This window comes from Nonomuraea sp. NPDC048901, assembly GCF_040649695.1.
GTDB lineage: Bacteria > Actinomycetota > Actinomycetes > Streptosporangiales > Streptosporangiaceae > Nonomuraea.
Genome location: NZ_JBEZFW010000002.1, coordinates 125,744 through 146,415, shown reverse-complemented (window position 1 = coordinate 146,415; position 20,672 = coordinate 125,744). Strand labels below are relative to the sequence as shown.

Here is a 20,672-nt window from a genome sequence, read left to right as displayed (position 1 = left end):
GGACTGTTGTGGGTGCTCAACCATTCTGGGCCGTTTCCAGGGCTTTGGCCGCTGTGGCCTGGCCGGTCAGCGCGGACTGGAACGCGGTGTAGATCTTCGTGGCCGCCTTCGGCCAATCCGCGCCGAGTTCACCGGTGCGGGCCCGCGCCGTCGGGATCTGGTCGACGAATCCGGCCATGTTCGGGTTGCTGGAGCTGAACTTCTCCAGCAGCGCCTTTTTGGTGGGGATGGTCTGGGTGTCCTTGGCGAGGCTGAGCTGGTTGTCGTCCGAGTTGAGACAGGCGATGACCTTGGCGGCCTTGGCCTGCTTGTCCTTGTTCCCGGTCTGCGGCACGGCCCACGTCTCACCGCCGAGCGGCGCGACGATCGGTTTGCCGGCGACCGGTGCCGGGATCGGCGCCACCGCGTACTTGACGCTCTTGCCCTCGGCCAACGCGGGGAACTGCCACGGACCGTTGATCGCCATCGCGGCCTTGCCCGCCCGGAACTGGTCGTTGACGTCCGCCTGGGTCCAGTTGAGAGCGGACTTCGACACCGAACCGTCGTTCATCAGGTCGACCCACAACTGCACGGCCTGCGCGGTCTCCGGCGTCGCGATGTTCTTCTCGTCGCCGCCGTTGGACCACATGAACGGCAGGAACTGCCAGGTGCCCTCATAGTTCGCCGGTGCCGAGAAGGCCAGCCCGTACGTGCCGCCGGAGGTCAGCTTCTTGGCCACCGTCTTCAGCTCCGCCCAGGTCGTCGGGGGCTTCACGCCCGCCTTGTCGAGCAGGTCCTTGTTGTAGAACAACCCGATGGTGTTGGTGATCGGCTGCAGGCCGTAGAGCTTGTCCTTGTACGTCGAGGCGCTGACCACGCCCTCCACGTACCCGTCGGCCTTGAGCCCGAGGTCGTTCAGCGGGGTGAGGGCGCCGGTCTGGGCGATCTGCTGCAGATCGGGGTTGTCCAGCATCAGGACGTCCGGAAGGGTCCGCGAGGACGCCTGCTGGAGCACCTTCTGGATCAGGGTCGCGCCGGGCACCGACTCGCGCTGGATGGTGACGCCGGCCTGCTTGCCGCAGGCGTCGATGGCCTTCTGCCAGACCGTCTTGCTCGGCTCGTTGTTGTAGTAGTCGAGCACCCGCAGGGTCGAGGAGTCGCCGCCGCTGTTCGAGCCACCGCCGTTCGAGCCGCCGCCGCAGGCGGTGAGGGCGAGAGGCAGGGTGAGCATCGAGGCGAGCGCGGCCTGGGCGCGGCGGGATCGGGAGGAGCGGGGGGCGCGGGGGGAGCGGATCATGTCGTGTCCTTTCGGATACGGAGGGTTCCGGGGTGAATCAAGCCGTCGATACGTATCGACGGCGGTGGTGCGAGTGTCCGTCGATACGCATCGACGATGCTTATCGGGGCCCCTGGCCGAGGCCGTCGGTGATCAGTTGGAGGGAGTAGGCATCACGGTCGTACGACGGGTGAGTCGTGGCGCGACCAGGTCGATTGCGGGACGTTCCACCCCGGAACTCGGATCGAGTAACCAGAACAGCGTCTCCATCGCACGCCGGGAGACGTCACGCGGTTCCACGGAGATATTCGTGTACGGCGGATCGGACTGTTCGGCCCAACGGTCGGAACTGAGTCCGATGAGGGAGATGTCACGGCCCGGCACGACGTCCTTCTTCCGCAGTGCGTTCAACAGCGGCAGGTTCGCGTCGCTGTGCGGCACCACCGCTCCGAGACGCCCGCCGGCCAGCCGGGCGAGGAGCTGATCGGCCGCGGCGGCCTCCTGCCCATGGTCGACCGGTTCGATCACCGTCAACGGAAGGCCGCGCACCTGCGCCTGCCGCCGCGCCGATCGCAGAAAGCGGCCGACGTAGTTCAGGCCACGCTCCATCGCCGCGGCCGGGTAACCCACTATGACGATCTCGTCGTGCCCGGTGTCGGCCAGCTCCTCGACGGCCATCCGGGCCGCCGCCTCGAAGTCGAGGTCGACGCAGTGCAGCCCGGCCGGGTCGGCCGGCACACCGATGAGCACCACGGGGACGGACAGCGCGGCGGCCACCGGGACCCGCTCGTCCTGCTCCTCGATGTCCATCATGATGATCGCGTCACACAGGGCCCGTCCGGCGAGACGCCGCAGACCCGCGGAGCCCTCGTCCGCGGTCACGAGCAGAACCTCGTGATCGTGGGCGCGGGCCGAGCTGGCGATGGTCTCGATGAACGGCAGCAATCCGAAGGCATCGCCCCCGGTCCCGAAGCGCACCACCAGACCGACCACCCGGGTGCGGCGCTCCGCGAGGGCCCGGGCGCCGGAGTGCGGCTCGTAGGTGAGCTGTGCCATCGCGTCCAGGACCCGCTGCCGCGTGCGCTCGGAAATGGGTCGCTTGCCGGTCATCACATAGGACACGGTGCTCTGCGAAACACCGGCGATACGCGCGACGTCCTTGCTGGTGAACGCCGCCATGACACCTCCCTGGGGAAATCGTCGATGCGTATCAATGGCAAGTGCCGACAGGCTACGACTTCGATCGTCCGAGCCGCAAGACATCTCCCTGCAACATTTCGCGCGATCCGGCCGTGTCGTCATGGCGAATTGGGAATCGTGGCGATGGGGGGCATATGCCCCGTATCGACGAAGGGCCGGTCGCCGTGGGCACCGCTGCGACAAAGGGCCGGTCCTGCCGTGGGCACCCTGCGCCGGCAGGTGGTTCTCTGATTGTGAATCAGCACCGCGCGAAGATCGGATCGCGCAGATACGGCGTCGACGACCCGGAGCGTGCGTTCGACGGTCTGCGCGGCCCCGTGTACGCACGCATCGACCTGGACACCTTCGAACCCACCGTCTTTGGCGCGACCTGGTACCGGAGCCTAACGGCATACAGCCACAGCGACCGATCGACTTCGTCTCCCAGGTGGACGACATCATCGGAGCAGCCATCACCGAATGCGTGCACGTCAACCCCGGCGAGGCCGACATGATCCGCTGACTGGGCGCCGCGCTGACACACTGACGGTCGGCATGTCCTCGCCCTGCCGGTGTATGACGTGCAGATCCTGGGCCGTCCGCCTTGGATGCGTGCGTACAACGAACGGCGGCGACACGAGCTGAACCAGTAGCGACCGGCCCGCTCTGGCAGCACTACGCAGTCCTCATCTCGTCATCGACCGTCTGCCGGGTCGCCGCGATGTCGCCCTCGTAGTCGGCGTCCGGCATCCCTGCGGTTCTGACCAAGAACGCCTTGACCGCCCGTCCGGAGGCCGTGGTTGCGGGACCGGTCACCGCAATCCGCATTTCACCGCTGGTCACCATATTTGTGTCAGCCCGTTTTCCGATGTCAAGGACCGTCGAGAAGCTCCGAGACGGTCCAGTGGCCGTCACCTTCATCGAATCGGATGATCTGACGTCGTAGCTTCCAAGGGCAAACGAAAACCGCCGTCCGTATGGGGGAGGGTGTCGGTCGGGACAGTCAGTGCCAATCGGAAAACTGTGACCGGGCCCGTCGGATCCTCAGGCGGCTTGTGCGACCCGGTGGTATCAGGCACTCATACTCGATGGGGTACCACTTATGATCATGCTTTTGCAGCACTTTCGGTGGCGACGTTTAGACCCAGCTCGCAGAAGTTGCAGGCGCTGGCCCACCTTCGTAACAGCGACACCTGCGCGTGCCTGACCGCCGATCTCACGATTAGCACTACCATGGCCTGGCATTACGTTCACAGCGGGAACACGGGTGCCGCGGGCCAACTGGCGGGGGTTTCGCGCCCCCTTCCCCGGCCACGCATGCTCTGACCGTGGGCCGGATAGCCAGCTTGATCCACGCCCTGACCAGCACTGACGTGAGGGCCAACGGGGGCCGCCGGGGGTGAGCGGCACGATCCACACGCCGTTCACGCTATGGCTACGCTCAACGAACTTAGGGTCATCGCATATAACGCTCAATTGTACTCATATACATCTATAACGATAAGAGGCTTTTTCTTGGTTGATATCTTTTCTGCAATCTTAGGATCTGGAGCGGTCTCGGACTTCTCCGGATCTAGGGTGGCGATACTCAAGTGAGCCTTGTCCCACTTGTTTGATTTCATCAATATCTTCACTGGCCGATTCTCGGCCAGAATTTCCCATTCGCGCTTTCGGAGACGTTCGACTGCCGCGTTGAGTGCGTCCTTTGCATCCGCAGCCTCAACATCTACTACCAGCGTGCGCGTAATTTCAATCCCGCCGTCTACGGCAGCCTGGCTGCTTGTCTCCTCCACTACAGAGCCGATTCCACGTACATTGTCGAGAACAGCCGGGGCCACCTGAAACGTTCGCGGTGATCCGCATCCTGCAGCTAAGATAATGACCCCGAACAGAGCTAAGGCCAACCTGCCACGTCGGCGTTGCCGCACGAGATCTCCCTTCAGACCCTTGGTAGACCTACATTCAAATCATCTGCTTGTCCAGCATGCAGCGCGACCACACCTCCAGAATTCTTCGACAGATCCATTGCTCCATAGATGTTCCAGATCCCTCTGGCGATTGACAACGCTAGTTGAGTCTTTGCGATCGAGGTATCCCGTCTCCTTCCAATCCTTATATTTCTTGAACGACAGTAACGGATAACCGCCTAGCGGATTGTCGACCGTCACCCCGGAGCAACCACAATAGGCTTCGGCGGCTTCCCTGTCTGTTAGATTATGCCTGCTGCCATCCTTATTTTCATACCAGACATTCTGCTTCAGATATTCCATCCATGCCGCAGCCAATTGTATGGCCCGAGGTGCATGCAGGAGCTGATCAGTAACCTGTCCGAGCGTTGCCTTGCCCCAGTCCCTTTCTTTGTAGTAGTACTTTATGAGCATCATTCGAGCTTTGTAGATTTCAAGCTGAGTGATACCGACAGACGCACCCCAGCCTTTGTAGCCGTCAATCAAATGGTCTTTTGTCTTAGCCGCCTCCGCACCCATTCGATCGGTTCCCTCCCTGGCGTGCGCGCTTTCCCATATGATGACAGCTGCGAGGACGTTTTTATTGATATGGTGATTAGCGGCGGCGGACTCAATATCTCGCCAATATCTCACGACTTGTTCATACGCATCGTAGTACTTGTAGCGAGATGCGGAGCTGCCATTCGGGGCGGCTACCGCGCGACTACCCCCTGTCCGGCATTGAGCTTCGCCGCAACCTTCTGCATATTTCGCCATTCACCAAGCCTTGAGTCGTGTGGGTTTTCCTTAGCCGCCCTCTCCATCGCTTTGAAACTCTCCAGGCCACCGGCCGACACCCAGCTGAAGGCCAGCTGCTCGTCAGTCATTGTGGGTGACCAGTTGGACATGTATTCGTTCTGTACTTTTTCGCTGGCGAACCAGAAGTTGGGCTGGTCGACGGGTCGGCCGTTGGGCATGATTTTCCAACCCAATCTCTTAAGTTCGTCTTCCCCGGCCCAGAATCTCTTTTCGTTCTCCACCTCGCGCATCCGAAGGTAGCTCGGATCGACAATTGCTTCTCCAGCGCACCCGTGGCACACCCATCAGCTGCCCGGGGTGCGGGCAGCCCTCGACCCGGCTGCACGGACACTACCGGCGGCTGCTCCAGGACCTGCCCGCCGGCGGGCGCCAGGTCCTGATCGATCTCACCGTACGGCGGCTGAAATGCGGGAACCCTGGCGTGCAAAATCCGGACGTTCGCCGAGCCCATCAAGGGCTTGGCCGACCGGCACGCACGAAACACCCGGCTTCTGCGGCACATGCTGGAATGGTTGGCGCTGGCCGGCCGGGCCGCTTCCCGGCTGCTGAGCATGCTCGGCGTCATTGTGTCCCGCGACATCATGATCCGGCTGATACGAGCCCTGCCCGACCCTTAGTTCGCACAGGTCACCGTGCTGGGGGCGGAAGACTGGGCGGAACGGCGCTTGAGAGCGAAATCATCGACACCCAGCACATGCGGGACCCGCCGCGGTGGCAGCGGCAGCCGCATGAGCAATCGCAGTGCCGTGGACCTGTGCACCGCCACAGCCAGGACCGCCGAGAGCCGAGCACCCACCCGACCAGCCATCTCTTTGACCACCGCGCCCAGTTGGCCGGTGAGCCTGCTTGTCCGACGCTGGTAGCGCTCGAGCGGCCCGGGGGGAACGCCACAGACGCACCGTTGTAAGTTCTACAGCCCCAAGATCAGGGCTGGTCAGTAGCCGGACCAGGATGGTTGGCCTGGTCAGGGTCTGGGCCGGTCGGTGCCTGGACTGACCGCGGACGGTCGGGGCAGGTGGGGGCGGTTGGGCTCGGGGCTGGGGTTGGGGTGGATTGGCTTAGGCGGCCGTTTCATGGTCCTCGTCCAGGTTGTTGATCAGGGGGATTAGCCAACCCGCATTGACGGGCCCCATCGCGGTGTCCAACTCGGACGGGGTGGGGAGGCGGTCGAGCAGGGTGGTCGGGGACAGGAGTTGTTGCAGGGCGTGCATGAGCAGGTTGGCCATCGAGTAGCTCGGGTCGGTGGTCAGGGCGCGTTCGAGGGCGATGGTGGCCAGGACGCTGTCGCCCGTGCGCCAACTGGCCATCGCCAGCAGGGACGCGGCCGGTGGGGTGAAGCGTGGCTCCAGGCGGCGGGTGAGGTCTTTCCAGAGGGCGGCGTGGGTGTCGCCGGCGAGGGTCCAGGCTTCGTCGCGGACTCTGATCACCGCCAGGTCGAGGCCCAGTCTGGCCGCTTCAGCGTCGTCCAGGCGGCCACCGGCGGCGTGGGTGGCCAGGGCGGCGCGGACTCTTACCAGGCCCCGGGTGACGAACTGCTGGGCGAACGCGTTCACGTCCGTCGCCTCCATCAGCCGGGCTCGGAACTCGGCGACGGCCTCCGCCGTGGCGCGGCGCATCGACACCCGGACGGGGCCGGTGAGCGGGGCGATGGTGCGTTCCAGGCTCTGGCGGTCGGGCAGGGCCACCAGGCCGTGCACGGTGGCCTCGGCGGCGATCTGGCTGGTCGAGGTGTCGTACGGAGTGCCTTCGGGAGGGCAGCACTGGGGCACGTCGCACACGTACGACCAGTAGCGGCCGCCCTCGGCTCTCAGGGCCTCGTCCACGCCGACACCTACCCGGGCGGCCAGTCGACGGGCCTCGTCCACGGCGGGGGTGACCCGGTCTCCAGTGCCGTAGCCGATCAGGATGATGTGGGTGATGGCCTCACGATGGAACAGCGCCGACAAAGGCTCCAGCGTGCCCGGCGGAAACGGTAGTGGCCAGCGGGTCGCCAGCTTGGCCTGGCCCCGGGCGAGACCGAGCACGATGAGGCTGTCGACCGGGTGGAACCCCACGAGGTAGGGCACCGCGGCGAGGACGTCGGTGGGGCTGGTCAGAGTCAGGCAGGGCTCGGAGGCGTTGGTCGTCATGAGGCATGAGGGTGCCTGAACGGAGGGGGTGTCGAAGGCGCCGAACCGCGTTCTGGGGATAAAGGAACGTCAGGGGGCGGGGGTTGGGGCCAGGCGGTCGCGGACGAACAGGGCCGCCCCCGCCACCCCCGCCGGCATCGCCACCACCGCCACAAAAGGCACCAGGAACAGCAAGAACACCACTACCCCGAACCCCAACGCCCCCGCCTTGTTCCCTCGCAGCAGCGCGAACCGCTCCTTACGCCCCATCCCCCGCCGTTCCAGCGCCAGTGTCGTCAGCTCCACCGTCAGGAAGAACCCGGACACCATGGCCCCCAGCACCGGCACCACCGTCTGCCCGACCACCGGCACGAATCCCAGGAAGAACAGCGGCACGGTGAAAAGCAGCACATAGCCCAGCGTCACCAGACTGTCCCTGATGGATCGGGGCAAGGTACGCCACCACGGCTGCTCCTCCACCCCCGGCAGCGGATCCACCGTGGCGGACAGCTTCTCGTAGAACGGCTCCCCGATCGCCAGCGTGAGCGCCGTGAAGGTCAGCACCGCCAGCGCCAGCCCGCCGAGGACCAGCGCGATCCCGATCAGCGTACGGAAGAGGTCCCGCCACCCCCACGTGTCGGCGAACGGCGTAAGAAATTCCGCCATATCCGACGCGTTCGTGCCGAGGAAGACCAACGCCACCACGTACACGACAAAGGCCAGCAGCGCCGGGATCAACCCGAACAGCCACCACCGGCCATTCTTGGCGACCCAGCCCACACCCTGAAGGAAGAAGCCGACGCCCGCCAAGAAGTCGCGTACTGATCGCATGCCCGGCACGCTAGCGCCAGAACGACGTCACCGCGTAGCCCAGTTCGCCGAAAAGGTTGCGGATCAGCGGCAGCGAGATGCCGAGCACGTTGCCGTGGTCGCCCTCGATGCCCTCGACGAACCAGCCGCCCCGCCCCTCGATGCTGAACGCCCCGGCCAGGCCCAGCGGCTCGCCGGTGTCGGCGTAGGCGGCTATCTCCTCGTCGGACGGCATGCCGAAGCGGATCGCGGTGCTGGCCACCTCGGCCACCTGCCGGCCGGCGGGTACGTCGATGACGCAGTGGCCGGTCACCAGGCGTCCGGTCCGGCCGCGCATGATCCGCCACCGCTCGACGACCTCCTCGGCCGTGGCCGGCTTGCCGTAGGGCCTGCCGTCGAGCTCCAGGATCGAGTCGCAGCCGATGACCAGGCCCTCGTCGAGCCCGCTCGCGACCGCCGACGCCTTGGCCTTGGCGAGCTCAAGAGCGAGCGCGGCGGGCGAGTAGGCGGAGTATGCCTCCTCGTCGACGCCGCTGACGATCACCTTGGGGTCGAGTCCGGCGCTGCGGAGCAGGGCCAGCCGGGCAGGGGACGCTGAAGCCAGGATGATCACCGCACCAGCTTACCGTTCAGCGGTCGAAGTTCGGCTGGCCGGGTACGTCCATGGAGTCCCCATCGAAGATCGCGCCGAGCAGCTCGGCCAGCTCGGCGGGGAGGGTGGCGCTCTCCTGGTTCAGGGCGTCGGCGACGGCCCCGGCCTCCATTCGCCCGCGAGTCGCCCGCCCGGCCAGCAGCGACATGATCATGGGCGCGATCAGCGGCAGCAACCTCATGATCGTGCGGCCGTCGACCCCCACCAGCCGTGACAACCCGTCGGCCGCCTGCTCGGTGCCCTGCCCGCCGAGTACGTGCCCCAGGATGCTCTGCCCGTCTCGCGACAGCGACGCCACGTCGCCGTTGAACGGGTCGGCGTCCACATGGTCGTCTAGGGCGGCGCGCAGCGCCTCCGCACCTTCAGGGTGCGCGGCGTTGCGCGCCAGGCCGCCGATGATGGTGCCGGACACCGTCGTGAGCACGATGCGGGCCGTTGCGGTGTCCGTGCCGAGCAGCCCGGCGACCTCCTCCAGCCCGGCATCGCCGAGCTCTGCGAGAAGCTCGTCGTTGAGTGTCACATCGGAGACCTGCCCGGCGCGGCCTCAATTTACGTTACGGGCTTGCCCAAGTCCCCGGAAAGCCCGGCCGCGGCGTAGGCGCTCGCCTCGTCCAGCGTCTCGTGCTCCAGCAGGGCCGCGACGATGGCGTCGAGCTTGTCGCGGTTCTCGCTGAGGACACGCAGCGCGCGCTCGTAGCACTCGTCCACGATCCGCCGCGCCTCCTCGTCGACGGTGGCGAGCATGGCGGGCGAGGCCTGCGGCGGCTGACCATCGCTGGGCAGGATGGTCAGCGGCCCGACCTTCTCCGACATGCCCCAGCGCCCGACCATGCCACGGGCGATCATGGTGACCTGCTCCAGGTCGTTCTCCGCGCCGGTGGTGATCACGCCGAACACCACCTGCTCGGCCGCCATCCCGCCGAGCGCGCCGGTGATGCGCCCACGGAGATACTGCTCGTCGTAGGCGTAACGATCGGTGTCGGGCGTCGACAGCGTGACGCCGAGCGCCCGCCCGCGCGGGATGATCGAGATCTTCCTGACCGGGTCGGCGCCCGGCTGCAGCATGCCGAGCAGCGCGTGGCCGGCCTCGTGGAAGGCGGTCCTGGTGCGCTCCTCCTCCGGCATCACGATGCTGCGCGCCGCGCCGAGCTGCAGCTTCTCCAGCGCGTCGGCGAAGTCGGCGATGCCGACCTTCTCCTTGCCGCGCTTGGCGGCCAGGAGCGCGCCCTCGTTGACGAGGTTCGCCAGGTCGGCGCCGGTCATGCCGGGCGTGGTCTTGGCGATCTGGTCGAGGCTGACCTCGCCGTCGAGCGGCACGCTCCTGCTGTGCACGGCCAGGATCGCGGTACGGCCGGCGGCGTCGGGCAACCCCACCTGCACCGTACGGTCGAACCGGCCCGGCCGCAGCAGGGCCGGGTCGAGGATCTCCGGCCGGTTCGTGGCCCCGATGACGATGACGCCCTCGACGCCGGAGAAGCCGTCCATCTCGGTGAGGATCTGGTTGAGCGTCTGCTCGCGCTCGTCGTGCCCGCCGATGCCGCCGGCGCCGCCCCTGGCCCGGCCGATGGCGTCGATCTCGTCGATGAACACGATCGAGGGGGCGACCTTGCGCGCCTCCTCGAACAGGTCGCGTACGCGTGACGCGCCCACACCGACGATCATCTCGATGAACTCCGACGCGCTGGCCGAGAAGAACGGCACGTTCGCCTCACCGGCCACGGCGCGGGCCAGCAGCGTCTTGCCGGTGCCGGGAGGACCGGCGAGCAGCACGCCCTTGGGCAGCTTGGCGCCGAGCCTGCGGTATTTGTCGGGGTCCTTGAGGTAGTCGACGACCTCGACGAGCTCGTTCTCGACCTCGTCGATGCCCGCCACGTCCGCGAACGTGGCCCGCATCTGACCCGCTTCGACCGGCTTGGCCGCCTTGGACCGGCCGAGGCCGCTCAGCCCGCCGCCGCCCATCATGCTGGCGCCGCGGCGCATGACCCAGATCCAGAGCCCGGCCAGCAGCAGGACGGGGAGCAGGGAGAGCAGCAGGTTGACGAAGAAGCCGCGCCCGCTGTTGATCGGGTCGGCCTTGATGTCGACCCTGTTGCTCTCCAGCTGCTGGTAGAGCTGGTCGTTGTTGGCGAAGGCGGGGATCTCCGTCTTGAACTTCGTGTACGACTTGTTGCCGCTGTCGGGATCCTTGGCCGCGGCCCGCAGATCGCCCTCGACCGACAGGCCCGTGGCGTAGATGTCCTTGACGTTCTTCGAGGTCACCTGCTTGGTGAACTCGGTGTAGGACACCGTCTCGACCGAGCCGCTGTCGAAGAAGGACGAGACCAGGAAGAACGCCGCGTACACGACGAGCAACGTGACGACGAAGCGCCACCAGTTGATCTTCGGGCGACCACCGCCGGACGAGCCGGGCAGCCCTTCCGCCCGCCAGGGCGGCTTGGGCTTGTCTCTGTCAGGCGCCTGCGGCTGTCCCGAGCGATTGTCAGGCGCCTTCGGCTGACCTGGGCGTTCCACGGCGTCACTCCCCCATATCGCCGTACATGATCTTCTAGCCTAGAACACGCACCCCGGAAACCACGCGCGTGATGTCACGCCACCTGGTCCGCTGCGACTCCGGCACTGTCACGAACGCCAGCCCCGGCTTGGCCATTCCCCCGTCGAGCACGACCACGGCCGCTCGCGAGACGTGCTTGCCGTACCTGACCTGGTAGGCGAGCAGCCAGCCGCGCTTGATCGGCTGGGAGACCAGCCAGCGGATCCGGGCGCCCTTGGGGTGGTGGTTGAGCGTCCAGCGGGCGGCGAGCAGCGCGGTGTCACGCGCCGACTTCTGCTCCTCGATCGGGAGCGGGCAGGTGACGAGCATGCCCCGCTGGTTCGAGCCGCGCTTGAGCGGGAGCACCTGCTTGCTGGTGAACGGCGCCGCGCGGTGCGCCTTCCACGGCTTGCCGAGCCTGGGCACGACCAGGCCGGTCCGCCGGTCCCTGATCACTCCCTTGCCGGGCTTGGTCATCTTCAGCCGCGCGACCTTCTTCGGCAGCTTGGGGACCCGAGGGTCGGCGTACAGGGCCTCCATGGCGGTGTATCCGGGCGCGATGGTCGAGCCGGGAGTCGGTGTGGCGCGGGGAGCGGCCGCCTCGGCGGAGTCCACCGGCGAGGGAGACACCGACGGCTCGGACGACACTGTGGCAAGGGGCGGCGCGGACGAGGTCGGCACGGTCGATGGCGCGGCAACCGGCCGTGCGGCGACCTCGTCCGGCCGCGACGGGAGCAGCATGACCAGCGTGACAGTGACGACCGCCACCGCGGTCACGACTGCGAGCCCCCGGTATACATCCCGCATCCGCAGATCGCCGATGCGGGATCGCCTGGGTGAAGAAACAGGGGTTCCCGGCCTGGCAGCAGTTCTCACACGGGAACCTTTGGTCCCATCATCCCCATCGAGCACGATCGGGAGCGTACGACAAATCCCGGCATTCCGCTTATGAAGCGGCCGAAGTGTCATCATGGCTTCGTGGAACAGGTGGAGCTCCGATTCGACCCGGCCTCGCAAGCCTCCCAAACGCACACGAACCTCTCCGCGTTACGGCACGACGGCAGCGGCCTGTGGCTGGCCGGGGACGAGACCGCCACCATCGAGCATCTGGCCTGGACCGGCGTGAACTACACGGGTCAGCGCACCTTCCGGCTGGCCGACTACGTACGACTGCCCGCGGGCCCCGAGGACGAGGCGGACATCGAGGGCCTGGCCCGGGCCGACGGCCACCTGTGGGCCGTCGGCTCGCACAGTCTCAAGCGCCGCCGGATCAAGTCGGTCAAGGACCCGGCCAAGGCCGTCAAGCGGCTGGCGACCGTGGTCCGCGAGGAGAACCGCTTCATCCTGGTACGCCTGCCGCTCGATCCCGCCACCAACGCCCCGCTGCCGGGCGCGATCCTGTCGGGCCGGGACAACATCGCCGCCCATCTGGAGGACGACCCGCACCTCGCGCCGTTCCTCGCGCTGCCCGGCAAGGACAACGGCCTCGACATCGAGGGCATCGCGGTGCTGGACGAGCGGGTCTACCTGGGACTCCGTGGCCCGGTGCTACGCGGCTGGGCGGTGGTCCTGGAGATCAGGCCCGTCGAGAGCCATCCGGGCCGGCTGCGGCTGCGCGAGCCGTACCGCAAGCACTTCCTGGACCTGGGCGGGCTGGGCGTGCGGGACCTGTGCCCGTACGGCCGTGACGTGCTGCTGCTGGCCGGGCCGAGCATGAGCCTCGACGGGCCGGTGCGCGTGCTGCGCTGGCGGGTCCATCGAGCGGGCGAGGTGGTCGCGGCGGACGAGCTGGAGACGGTCGCCGAGCTGCCGTACGGCATCGGCTGCGACCATCCCGAAGGGATGGCCGTGCTGGCGGACGGCAGACTGATGATCGTCTACGACAGCCCGTCGCCCGCCCGGATCACCCCGGCGGGCGGCGTCCTGGCCGACGTGATCGAGATCTAACATCTGTCACGACCGGGCCACCCGCCCATAGAGCCACGGCGCGTCGGCGACGAACGTACATGAACCCGGCTCGATCTCGGTGAACCCGGCGTCCCGCACCACGGGCAGCCCCGCGGCCACCTTCGCCTGGAAGTCGCCCGCCGCCGCGGTGCGCACCGTCGCGGCCAGCCCGGCCGCCCGCCACGCGGCGCGCTCGGCCTCGTCGCTGGCCCACCAGGCGAGCTGGGCGGCGTGCCCGGCCTGGGCCATGGCCTTGCCAGCCGACATGGCGAGCCCGGGGTTGGCCCACAGGATCGGCGGCTCGGCGGGCGCGAGGTCGCCGGTGTCGGTCAGCTCGGTGCCCGACACCTGCAACCGGGCGAGGTCTCTGGGCCAGTCGTCGAGCGGCACGGGCGGGTGCACGCGCACCTCGGCCGTACGGTGCTCGACGGTACGGCCCGGCAGCGCCAGCGCCCGGCGCCACTCGGCGCCCCTGGCCCGGCGCACGACCTTGCGGATCTTGCCGGTGGACTGCCAGGCGTGCAGCTCCGCACCCCACTCGCCGGGGTCGTCGAGCAGGCTCAGCACGGCCATCGCGGCCGCCTCCAAAGCGTCGGTACGCTCCGGCGGCGTCGCTCTCTCGATCCTGACCACCAGCGGCAGGACCATCAACTCTGCGTCACTCATCGCCCTTTAGCATGCCCGATGGCCAGGGACATGCCTGCGGCCAGGAGGCAGAGGGCGCCCGAGACGTACCAGGCCAGGTCGTAAGCGCCCAGGTGGTCGCGGGTGAGCCCGGCGCCCACGGCGGCGAACGCGGCGCCGATCTGATGCGAGCCGAACACCCAGCCGAACACGACCGCGCCGTCCGCCCCGTAGATGCGCCGGCACAGCGCGACGGTCGGCGGCACGGTCGCCACCCAGTCGAGCCCGTAGAACACGATGAAGATCAGCATGCTGGGCTGGGTCGTGGCCGCGAACAGCCCCGGCAGCACCATCAGCGACAGCCCGCGCAGCCCGTAGTAGACGCCGAGCAGGATCTTCGGATCCACCTTGTCGCTGAGCCAGCCGGAGGCGACCGTACCCGCGATGTCGAAGATCCCGATGACCGCGAGCAGCCCCGCCGCGACCGGTTCGGCCATGCCGTGGTCGTGCGCGGCGGGGATGAAGTGGGTGCCGACCAGGCCGTTCGTGCTGGCGCCGCAGATGGCGAAGCCGCCCGCCAGGAACCAGAACGCCCGGGTCCGCGCCGCCGACCTGAGGACCGTGAGCGCCCGCACGGCCGCGTTCCGCTGGACGGGCAGGGTACGGACCGTGCCGGGCTCCGCCCCCAGCGCCGTGGTGCCCACGTCCTCCGGATGGTCGCGCAGCAGCCACCACACGAACGGCACCACCGCCAGCGCGGCCCCCGCCACGGTCAGCGAGGCCACCCGCCACCCCGGCCCCTCGGCCAGCTGGGCGAGCACCGGCAGGAAGATCAACTGACCGGTGGCGCCGGCCGCGGTGAGCAGGCCGGTGACGAGGCCACGGTGCTTGACGAACCACCGGTCAGTCACCGTCGCCACGAACACCAGCGCCATGGACCCCGTGCCCAGCCCGACGAACACGCCCCAGAACAGCAGCAGCTGCCAGCTCGCCGTCATCAGCACCGTGAGCCCGCTACCGGTGGCCACCAGCAGCAGCGCGAGGGACACCACCCGCCGCATCCCGAACCGGTCCATCAGTGCGGCCGCGAACGGCGCGGTCAGGCCGTAGAGCACCAGGTTGACCGACACCGCGAGCGAGATCGTGCCCTTGGTCCAGCCGAACTCCGCCTGGAGCGGCGTGATCAGCACGCCGGGAGTGGCACGGAACCCGGCCGCGCCGAGAATGGCCACGAACGCGACGGCCGCGACGAACCAGGCCCGATGCAACCGCCTGGTCCGGGTGGTGGTGCTTATGGTCATCCGCTAATCCTGATTTATCCACCCTTATGGCCGCGAGTGGCCGGATAGCCAATATGTGAAAGAATTCGGCCATGGCCCATCGTGTCGCGGTCCTCGTTCTCGACCACTTCGCCCCTCTCGACCTGGGCGTTCCCGGCCAGGTCTTCTGGTCGGCGGAGTCAGCGGCCGGCGAGAAGCTCTACGAGGTCGTCACCTGCTCCCCCGGCCGCCGGCCCGTGCGCTGCTCGGCCGGATACAGCGTCCTGCCCGACCACGACCTGGACGTCCTGGCCACGGCCGACACGGTCCTGGTCCCCGGCATTCACGCGGGCCGCACGATGAAGGACGGCACGATCCAGCCCTACCTGCGCGACGCCCTGCACGGCCACAAGCGGATCATGTCGATCTGTACGGGCGCGTTCATTCTGGCCGCCGCAGGCCTGCTGGACGGCCGCCCCGCCACCACGCACTGGCGCGAGGCCGCCCACTTCGCCGCGCTGTTCCCCAAGGTCGACCTGGACCCCTCGGTGCTGTTCATCGACGACGGCGACGTACTCACCTCGGCGGGCGTGGCGGCCGGACTGGACCTCTGCCTCCACGTGATCAGGCGCGACTACGGCACCGAGGTGGCCAACAGGGCGGCCCGCCGCTGCGTCATGCCTCCTTGGCGGGACGGCGGCCAGGCCCAGTACATCGACCGCCCCTTCCCCGACCCGACGGGCACCAGCACCGCCCCGACCCGCACGTGGATGCTCTCCCACCTGGACAAACCACTCGACCTGGACGCCCTGGCCGGGCACGCGAAGATGAGCGTCCGCACCTTCACCAGACGCTTCCGCGAGGAAACCGGCCTGAGCCCGTCACGCTGGCTGACCAAACAACGAGTCGACCACGCCAGACACCTCTTGGAGACGACGGACGCGGGAGTGGAGGAGGTGGCCCGCCGAGCGGGCTTCACCACCACGGTCTCCCTCCGCCAACACCTCCACGCCGCAGTCGGCGTCGCCCCACTGACCTATCGCCACACTTTCCGCCGCTAGCGCGTTCTGGGTCCCCTCCTTGGGCCCCAGTCACCACGGACCATCTCCTTCCGCTCCCCCGGAGGGGGTCTCCCTCCTAAGGACCCCAGCCACCACGGCCCGTCGCAGGGACCGAGACGTCTGCCCGCAACGGAAGCCACGGTCAACTGAGCGCACGTATCGGCGCCCGGCCCCGTGCGGGCTCAGCGGGCGTTTTCCTGGAGGCCCTCAGCCACGGGCGGCGGGTGGCGGTGAGTGCGGCTTGCCGTAACGGATGGAAGGGTTTGTCCGGACCGCAACAAAGCGGGTCACTCGAATAGATCTGGTTGCTCGCGGGTGATCTGGTCGTGGAGGGGCTGGTAGTTGATCCAGCCGACCAAATCGTTGCCGATCTGCCGGTGGGTCAGGGCCGCGTTGTCCGGTTCGATGGGCACCACCTGCCCGGCCGCCTGCGCGACGAGCTGCACCTGCGCCGAGCGTTCCATCGTGATGAACCACCACGCCGCCGCGTCCACAGTGTCGCCCACCGTCAGCAACCCATGGTTGCGCAGCACGACGGCCTTGTTGCCGCCCAGTGCGGCGGCGATGCGCTTGCCCTCCTCCAGGTCCGTCACCACGCCCGTGTAGTCGTCGAAGAGCGAGACGTCCTCATAGAAGGCGCAGGCGTCCTGCGTGATCGGCTCGATGACCCGGCCGAGCGCCGACAGCGCGCGTCCGTAGACCGAGTGGCTGTGCGCGGCCGCCACCACGCCGGGCCGCGCCTGATGCACCTGCGAATGGATGGCGAAGGCCGCCTCGTTGACGGGGTAGCGGCCCTCGACCACCTTGCCCTCGTGATTGACAAGGATCAGGTCGCTCACGCGCACGTGCTTGAACGACATGCCGAACGGGTTGACCCAGAAGTGGTCGGTCAGCTCGGGGTCGCGGGCGGTGATGTGTCCCGCGACGCCCTCCTCGAAGCCCAGCTTGCCGAAGATGCGCAGCGCGGCGGCGAGCCGCTCCTTGCGATGGCGTCGTTCCTCCTCGACCGTCTCGAACGTCGGCGGCAGGCGAAAGATCAGATTCTCCGGCATGAGCCCTCCTCAGAGTCCGGGATCAGGTTAACCGAACCAGGTTCTGACAGCCTCGTCCAGCGAGTCGTCCGGGGTGCCCGCCCAGGCCACGTACCCGTCCGGGCGGATCAGCAGCGCGTCGGCGGGCGGCGCCGCGCACGTGGCCGTGACCACGTCGATCCGGCCGTCCCACACCTCCTTCCGAACGCTTCCCGCGAGGTCGAGCAGCAGCGGCCGCCCCTCCCGCATGAGCGTGGTGAGAGGCACCGGCTCCAACTCCAGGTCGGGTACGAAGTGGCCGGTCAGCGGATGTGCCGGGGCGGCCATGGGATAGGTGACATCCGCGCCCGACATGAGGGCAGATATCCGGCCACGCGCGCTCTTGTCGTGGAGCAGTTCGCCGAACACCTCGCGCAGCGCCGTCACCTCCGGCCCCGGCGACATGAGCGCGAGCTGGGCCTTGCTGTGCATGGTGACCCGCTCGGCGGCCAGCCGTCGCTCCCGGTCGTAGCTGTCGAGCAGGCCGGGCGGCGCCGTGCCGCGTACCGTGGCCGCCAGCTTCCAGCCGAGGTTGGCCGCGTCCTGGAGACCCAGGTTCAGCCCCGGCGCCCCGACCGCGGAGTGCACGTGGGCGGCGTCCCCGGCCAGCAGCACCCGGCCCGCCCGGAAGCGGTCGGCCATCCGGGTGTTGCGCCCGCTGAGGCGGCGCAGCAGGTGCGGCCCCGGACCGGGCGGGGTGGCCAGCGCGATGTCGACGCCCAGCACTCTGGACAGGCTCTCGCGCAGCTCGCCGAGCGTCATCTCGACATCCTCGCCGGGATCGTCGCTGTCCCACTCGACACAGCTGATCGTCAGGACCTCGGGGCTCACGGGCAGCAGGGCGTACGCGCCGCGCTCGGTGCGGTGCCAGGCGTAGAGGGCGGTCGTGCCCACGCCGGGCAGTTCCAGCTCGGCCCGGTCCATCCGGATCGTCGCCTCAGGCAGGACGACGTGGGCGGCCCGCGAGATGACGGAGAAGGCGTTCACACCGGGGAAGCCGATGCCGGCCTGCTTCCTGACCGTGCTGTGGGCGCCGTCGCAGCCGACCAGGTAGCGGGTGCGCAGCTGCTCGCCGCCGTCCAGTTCGAGCGTCACGCCCGACTCGTCCTGGGTGAACGAGGTCAGCTCCCGCCCCCGCCTGATCTCCACACCCAGCTCGCGGGCCCGATCCTCGAGCAGCTCCTCCAGGCGGGCCTGCTTGACGCCCATGGCGTACAGCGTGTTGCCCTCGATCTCGGCCAGGTCGAGCGGCAGCGCGCCGAACAGGAACATCGGGATCGGTCGCGGCGGCTCGGCTACATCCAGGAAGCGCCGGTAGAGGCCGCGCTGGTCGAGCAGCCTGACGACCTGCCCGACGATGCCGTTGGCCTTGGGCGCCTGGCTCCGCTCCGGCAGGCGTTCCAGCACGATCGGCCGGACTCCGGCCAGGGCCAGCTCACTGGCCAGCATCAGCCCGTTGGGACCACCACCGGCGATGACGACGTCCGCGGTCATTGGGGCTCTCCTTGCGCGGTTGGGTCGGGCAGGCCGGTGGCGAGCTGTCGCATCGCTTCCTCGATCAAGGGGAGGAGCGGCACCGCGGGCTCGACGAGCAGCCAATGGCGGACGGCGGTCTGCGTGGCCGTGATCACCGCCGTGGCGACCAGTTGCGGGTAGAGGTCGCGTTCGTGGTCGGTGCCCGTGCGCTCGGCGACGGCCGCGGCCAGCTCGGCGTCGGCGGAGAAGAGCACCCGCAGCGACTCCCCCTCCATGGCGGGCGCGCTGGTCAGCAGCCGCAGGGCGGCCCGCATCTCAGGGCTGGGCGCCCGCGTGGTCCGCTCCGCGTTCTCCCACGGCGCCAGCATGGCCCGCGTCACCGCCTCCCACAGCGGCTCGCCCGGCGGTCTGTCGCGCAGCACCCGCACCGAGTGCCTGGTCCGGTCGACGTGGCGGGCGGCCAGCGCCTCCCACTTGCTGGAGAAGTAGTTGTTGAACGTCCGCGGCGACACCCCCGCCGCCTCGGCGATGTCCTCGACCCGCACGTTGTCCAGCCCGCGCTCCATGGCGAGCTGGAGCGCGGCGGTCATCAGGGCGTCGCGGGTCGCCTGCTTCTTTCGTTCGCGTAGCCCGGTCATGCCCTCAGACTACAGAAGTTTGCGCACTCGGCAAATTTTCTCATCCCGCAGCTTTTCGTCGCCCCTCCGGCACAGCGGGGAGCCCGCCGATCAATGCCCCAAGCCCCTGAGCCAAGGCGCCATCTTCCGCCACAAAGGATTCGGGAAAGGGCATTCCCGAACACCAACGTGAATAAATCTCACCGCCACCGTCCATGTCGCACTCGGCACTCCCGGCATTCCCAAGGACATAACCACCCACCAACCTCGTCCTTTGGCAAACGCGAAGAGAACACGCAATACTCTTGCGATCTTCAGCTAGGATCAGGTGGCGGTTCATTAAACCGCCCCGAGTTACGCTTTATAAGCACATGGGCGAACTATGCACACATTGCCTTGATGTCCATTTTGTTCGCATGTGCAGGCGATCAAGCAGAAGAATGAGACAGGCGCGCTAACCAGCTCGGCCGCTTCGGAGTTGGCGCCTGGGGGCCCGAACAGCCAGTCAGTACCACTACGAAGATCGAAAGGCAGCCTAGTGGCCATCACCCCCCGATGCCTTGGGACACCAAGGAAAGAGAATCTCGGGCCGACAAAGCTCCACCGCGAGCAGCTGACGCAGCTCGCCAAGATATTCGAGCAGACCGGCGTCTATTTCAGCATCTGGACCGACAGCAACTACGTCGTGTACGAGTCCGACTCGTCGGCGGACATCGCCGACCTCGGCTCGAAGATGACCCCGACGCTGAAGATGGTGCGGATGGTCCGGCGCGACCCCGTGAACAGCGACAAGATCATGGAGTTGACGCTCTCCTCGGGGACGGCTCTGCTGCTCCGCTACCGAGTGGACGAGACGGCGAACGACGCGGCCAGGATCAGGGAGATCTGCAACGAGAAGAAGCGGACCTGGGCGCAGTTCGCCCATATCCCTGGCCTGGCCGTCGGCACCCTCGCGGCCATCGTCGGCGCGGCCATCGCCGGCCGCTTCCTCGGCTCGTTCTCGGGCCCGGTGTGGTGGAGCCTGCTCCCGGTCACGATGGTCCCGCTGGTCCTCGGTCTGGGCTTCAAGTACTTGTGGAAACGGCTCGGCGCCGGCCTGACTCAGGCGGTCATCGTCAACGTTCCGGAAGGCTCGCAGGGCGGGCTGCTGTCACGGAAGCGCGATGACCTGATCGTCGCGGTGACCATGTTCGCGCTCAGTACGACCACCAACGTGCTGTTCACCCTGCTGTTGCAGCACAAGTAGGGCTCCCGGCACTTCCCGCCCGGGCGAGGGCCCTGGGCGGGAAGTGCCGGGAGCTCCGATTGACGTGGCGGTG

General features: G+C 67.8%; 20 protein-coding genes and 1 pseudogene. 4 read left to right on the top strand and 17 right to left on the bottom strand.

The genetic code is table 11. The annotated features are described in order from the left end of the window. Positions 1-16: 16 nt before the first annotated feature. The 6 genes from AB0C30_RS05785 to AB0C30_RS05760 form a co-directional block, all read right to left on the bottom strand. Positions 17-1,276, bottom strand: coding sequence for a sugar ABC transporter substrate-binding protein (locus AB0C30_RS05785; protein ID WP_357940033.1), 1,260 nt, complete (start codon positions 1,274-1,276; stop codon positions 17-19). Between the two features lie 132 nt (positions 1,277-1,408). After that, positions 1,409-2,434, bottom strand: a complete 1,026-nt coding sequence (locus AB0C30_RS05780) for a LacI family DNA-binding transcriptional regulator (protein WP_357940031.1) — start codon at positions 2,432-2,434, stop codon at positions 1,409-1,411. A gap of 675 nt (positions 2,435-3,109) precedes the next feature. After that, on the bottom strand, positions 3,110-3,355 hold the full coding sequence (locus AB0C30_RS05775) for a hypothetical protein (RefSeq protein ID WP_357940029.1): 246 nt from the start codon (positions 3,353-3,355) through the stop codon (positions 3,110-3,112). A gap of 551 nt (positions 3,356-3,906) precedes the next feature. Further along, positions 3,907-4,362: a hypothetical protein gene (locus AB0C30_RS05770; RefSeq protein ID WP_357940027.1), complete on the bottom strand. Its 456-nt coding sequence runs from the start codon at positions 4,360-4,362 to the stop codon at positions 3,907-3,909. Positions 4,363-4,401: 39 nt separating this feature from the next. After that, positions 4,402-5,034 carry a hypothetical protein gene (locus AB0C30_RS05765; RefSeq protein ID WP_357940025.1) on the bottom strand — a complete coding sequence of 211 codons (633 nt, stop codon included), beginning with the start codon at positions 5,032-5,034 and terminating at the stop codon, positions 4,402-4,404. 59 nt (positions 5,035-5,093) lie between these two features. Then, entirely contained in the window at positions 5,094-5,429 is a 336-nt protein-coding gene (locus AB0C30_RS05760; RefSeq protein ID WP_357940023.1) for a hypothetical protein, read from the bottom strand. Between the two features lie 23 nt (positions 5,430-5,452). Between AB0C30_RS05760 and AB0C30_RS05755 the strand changes: the two are divergent. Further along, a pseudogene (locus tag AB0C30_RS05755) lies at positions 5,453-5,596 on the top strand (transposase family protein); the annotation flags it as partial. A gap of 661 nt (positions 5,597-6,257) precedes the next feature. Here the strand turns inward: AB0C30_RS05755 and AB0C30_RS05750 are convergent. From AB0C30_RS05750 to AB0C30_RS05725, 6 genes are all read right to left on the bottom strand, one after another. Beyond that, positions 6,258-7,328, bottom strand: coding sequence for a DUF4192 domain-containing protein (locus AB0C30_RS05750; RefSeq protein ID WP_357940021.1), 1,071 nt, complete (start codon positions 7,326-7,328; stop codon positions 6,258-6,260). Between the two features lie 69 nt (positions 7,329-7,397). Next, on the bottom strand, positions 7,398-8,138 hold the full coding sequence (locus tag AB0C30_RS05745) for an EI24 domain-containing protein (RefSeq protein ID WP_357940020.1): 741 nt from the start codon (positions 8,136-8,138) through the stop codon (positions 7,398-7,400). Positions 8,139-8,148: 10 nt separating this feature from the next. Continuing rightward, the gene (locus AB0C30_RS05740; RefSeq protein WP_357940018.1) at positions 8,149-8,730 is read right to left on the bottom strand and encodes a nucleoside triphosphate pyrophosphatase; all 582 of its coding nucleotides are present in this window, start codon (positions 8,728-8,730) and stop codon (positions 8,149-8,151) included. 16 nt (positions 8,731-8,746) lie between these two features. Continuing rightward, positions 8,747-9,289 (bottom strand): DUF937 domain-containing protein, encoded by a 543-nt coding sequence (locus AB0C30_RS05735; protein WP_357940016.1) that lies wholly within the window; start codon positions 9,287-9,289, stop codon positions 8,747-8,749. A gap of 29 nt (positions 9,290-9,318) precedes the next feature. Then, positions 9,319-11,280, bottom strand: a complete 1,962-nt coding sequence (ftsH, locus tag AB0C30_RS05730) for an ATP-dependent zinc metalloprotease FtsH (RefSeq protein WP_357940014.1) — start codon at positions 11,278-11,280, stop codon at positions 9,319-9,321. 34 nt (positions 11,281-11,314) lie between these two features. Further along, positions 11,315-12,106, bottom strand: coding sequence for a hypothetical protein (locus AB0C30_RS05725; RefSeq protein WP_357940012.1), 792 nt, complete (start codon positions 12,104-12,106; stop codon positions 11,315-11,317). 171 nt (positions 12,107-12,277) lie between these two features. Here AB0C30_RS05725 and AB0C30_RS05720 point away from each other — a divergent pair, with 171 nt between their 5' ends. Next, positions 12,278-13,246, top strand: a complete 969-nt coding sequence (locus AB0C30_RS05720) for a DUF3616 domain-containing protein (protein WP_357940011.1) — start codon at positions 12,278-12,280, stop codon at positions 13,244-13,246. Positions 13,247-13,252: 6 nt separating this feature from the next. Here AB0C30_RS05720 and AB0C30_RS05715 read toward each other — a convergent pair whose 3' ends face one another. Next, on the bottom strand, positions 13,253-13,912 hold the full coding sequence (locus AB0C30_RS05715; RefSeq protein WP_357940009.1) for a peptidyl-tRNA hydrolase: 660 nt from the start codon (positions 13,910-13,912) through the stop codon (positions 13,253-13,255). Then, positions 13,909-15,171, bottom strand: coding sequence for an MFS transporter (locus tag AB0C30_RS05710; RefSeq protein ID WP_357940007.1), 1,263 nt, complete (start codon positions 15,169-15,171; stop codon positions 13,909-13,911). The genes AB0C30_RS05715 and AB0C30_RS05710 overlap by 4 nt, the downstream gene beginning before the upstream one ends. 71 nt (positions 15,172-15,242) lie before the next feature. On the opposite strand from AB0C30_RS05710, the gene AB0C30_RS05705 reads away from it, so the two are divergent. Continuing rightward, a complete protein-coding gene (locus AB0C30_RS05705) occupies positions 15,243-16,190 on the top strand; it encodes a DJ-1/PfpI family protein (protein WP_357940005.1) in 948 nt (315 codons plus the stop codon). Positions 16,191-16,477: 287 nt separating this feature from the next. Here AB0C30_RS05705 and AB0C30_RS05700 read toward each other — a convergent pair whose 3' ends face one another. Genes AB0C30_RS05700 through AB0C30_RS05690 form a run of 3 tightly spaced genes read right to left on the bottom strand, consistent with a single transcriptional unit; the run spans position 16,478 to position 19,374 of the window. Beyond that, a complete protein-coding gene (locus tag AB0C30_RS05700) occupies positions 16,478-17,242 on the bottom strand; it encodes a class II aldolase/adducin family protein (RefSeq protein ID WP_357940003.1) in 765 nt (254 codons plus the stop codon). A gap of 27 nt (positions 17,243-17,269) precedes the next feature. Next, complete coding sequence (locus tag AB0C30_RS05695) at positions 17,270-18,754, bottom strand: FAD-dependent monooxygenase (protein WP_357940001.1); 1,485 nt, start codon at positions 18,752-18,754, stop codon at positions 17,270-17,272. Next, positions 18,751-19,374, bottom strand: a complete 624-nt coding sequence (locus AB0C30_RS05690; RefSeq protein WP_357939999.1) for a TetR family transcriptional regulator — start codon at positions 19,372-19,374, stop codon at positions 18,751-18,753. The genes AB0C30_RS05695 and AB0C30_RS05690 overlap by 4 nt, the downstream gene beginning before the upstream one ends. Before the next feature lie 517 nt (positions 19,375-19,891). Between AB0C30_RS05690 and AB0C30_RS05685 the strand changes: the two genes are divergently transcribed. Then, positions 19,892-20,599, top strand: a complete 708-nt coding sequence (locus AB0C30_RS05685) for a hypothetical protein (RefSeq protein WP_357939997.1) — start codon at positions 19,892-19,894, stop codon at positions 20,597-20,599. Positions 20,600-20,672 lie beyond the last annotated feature (73 nt).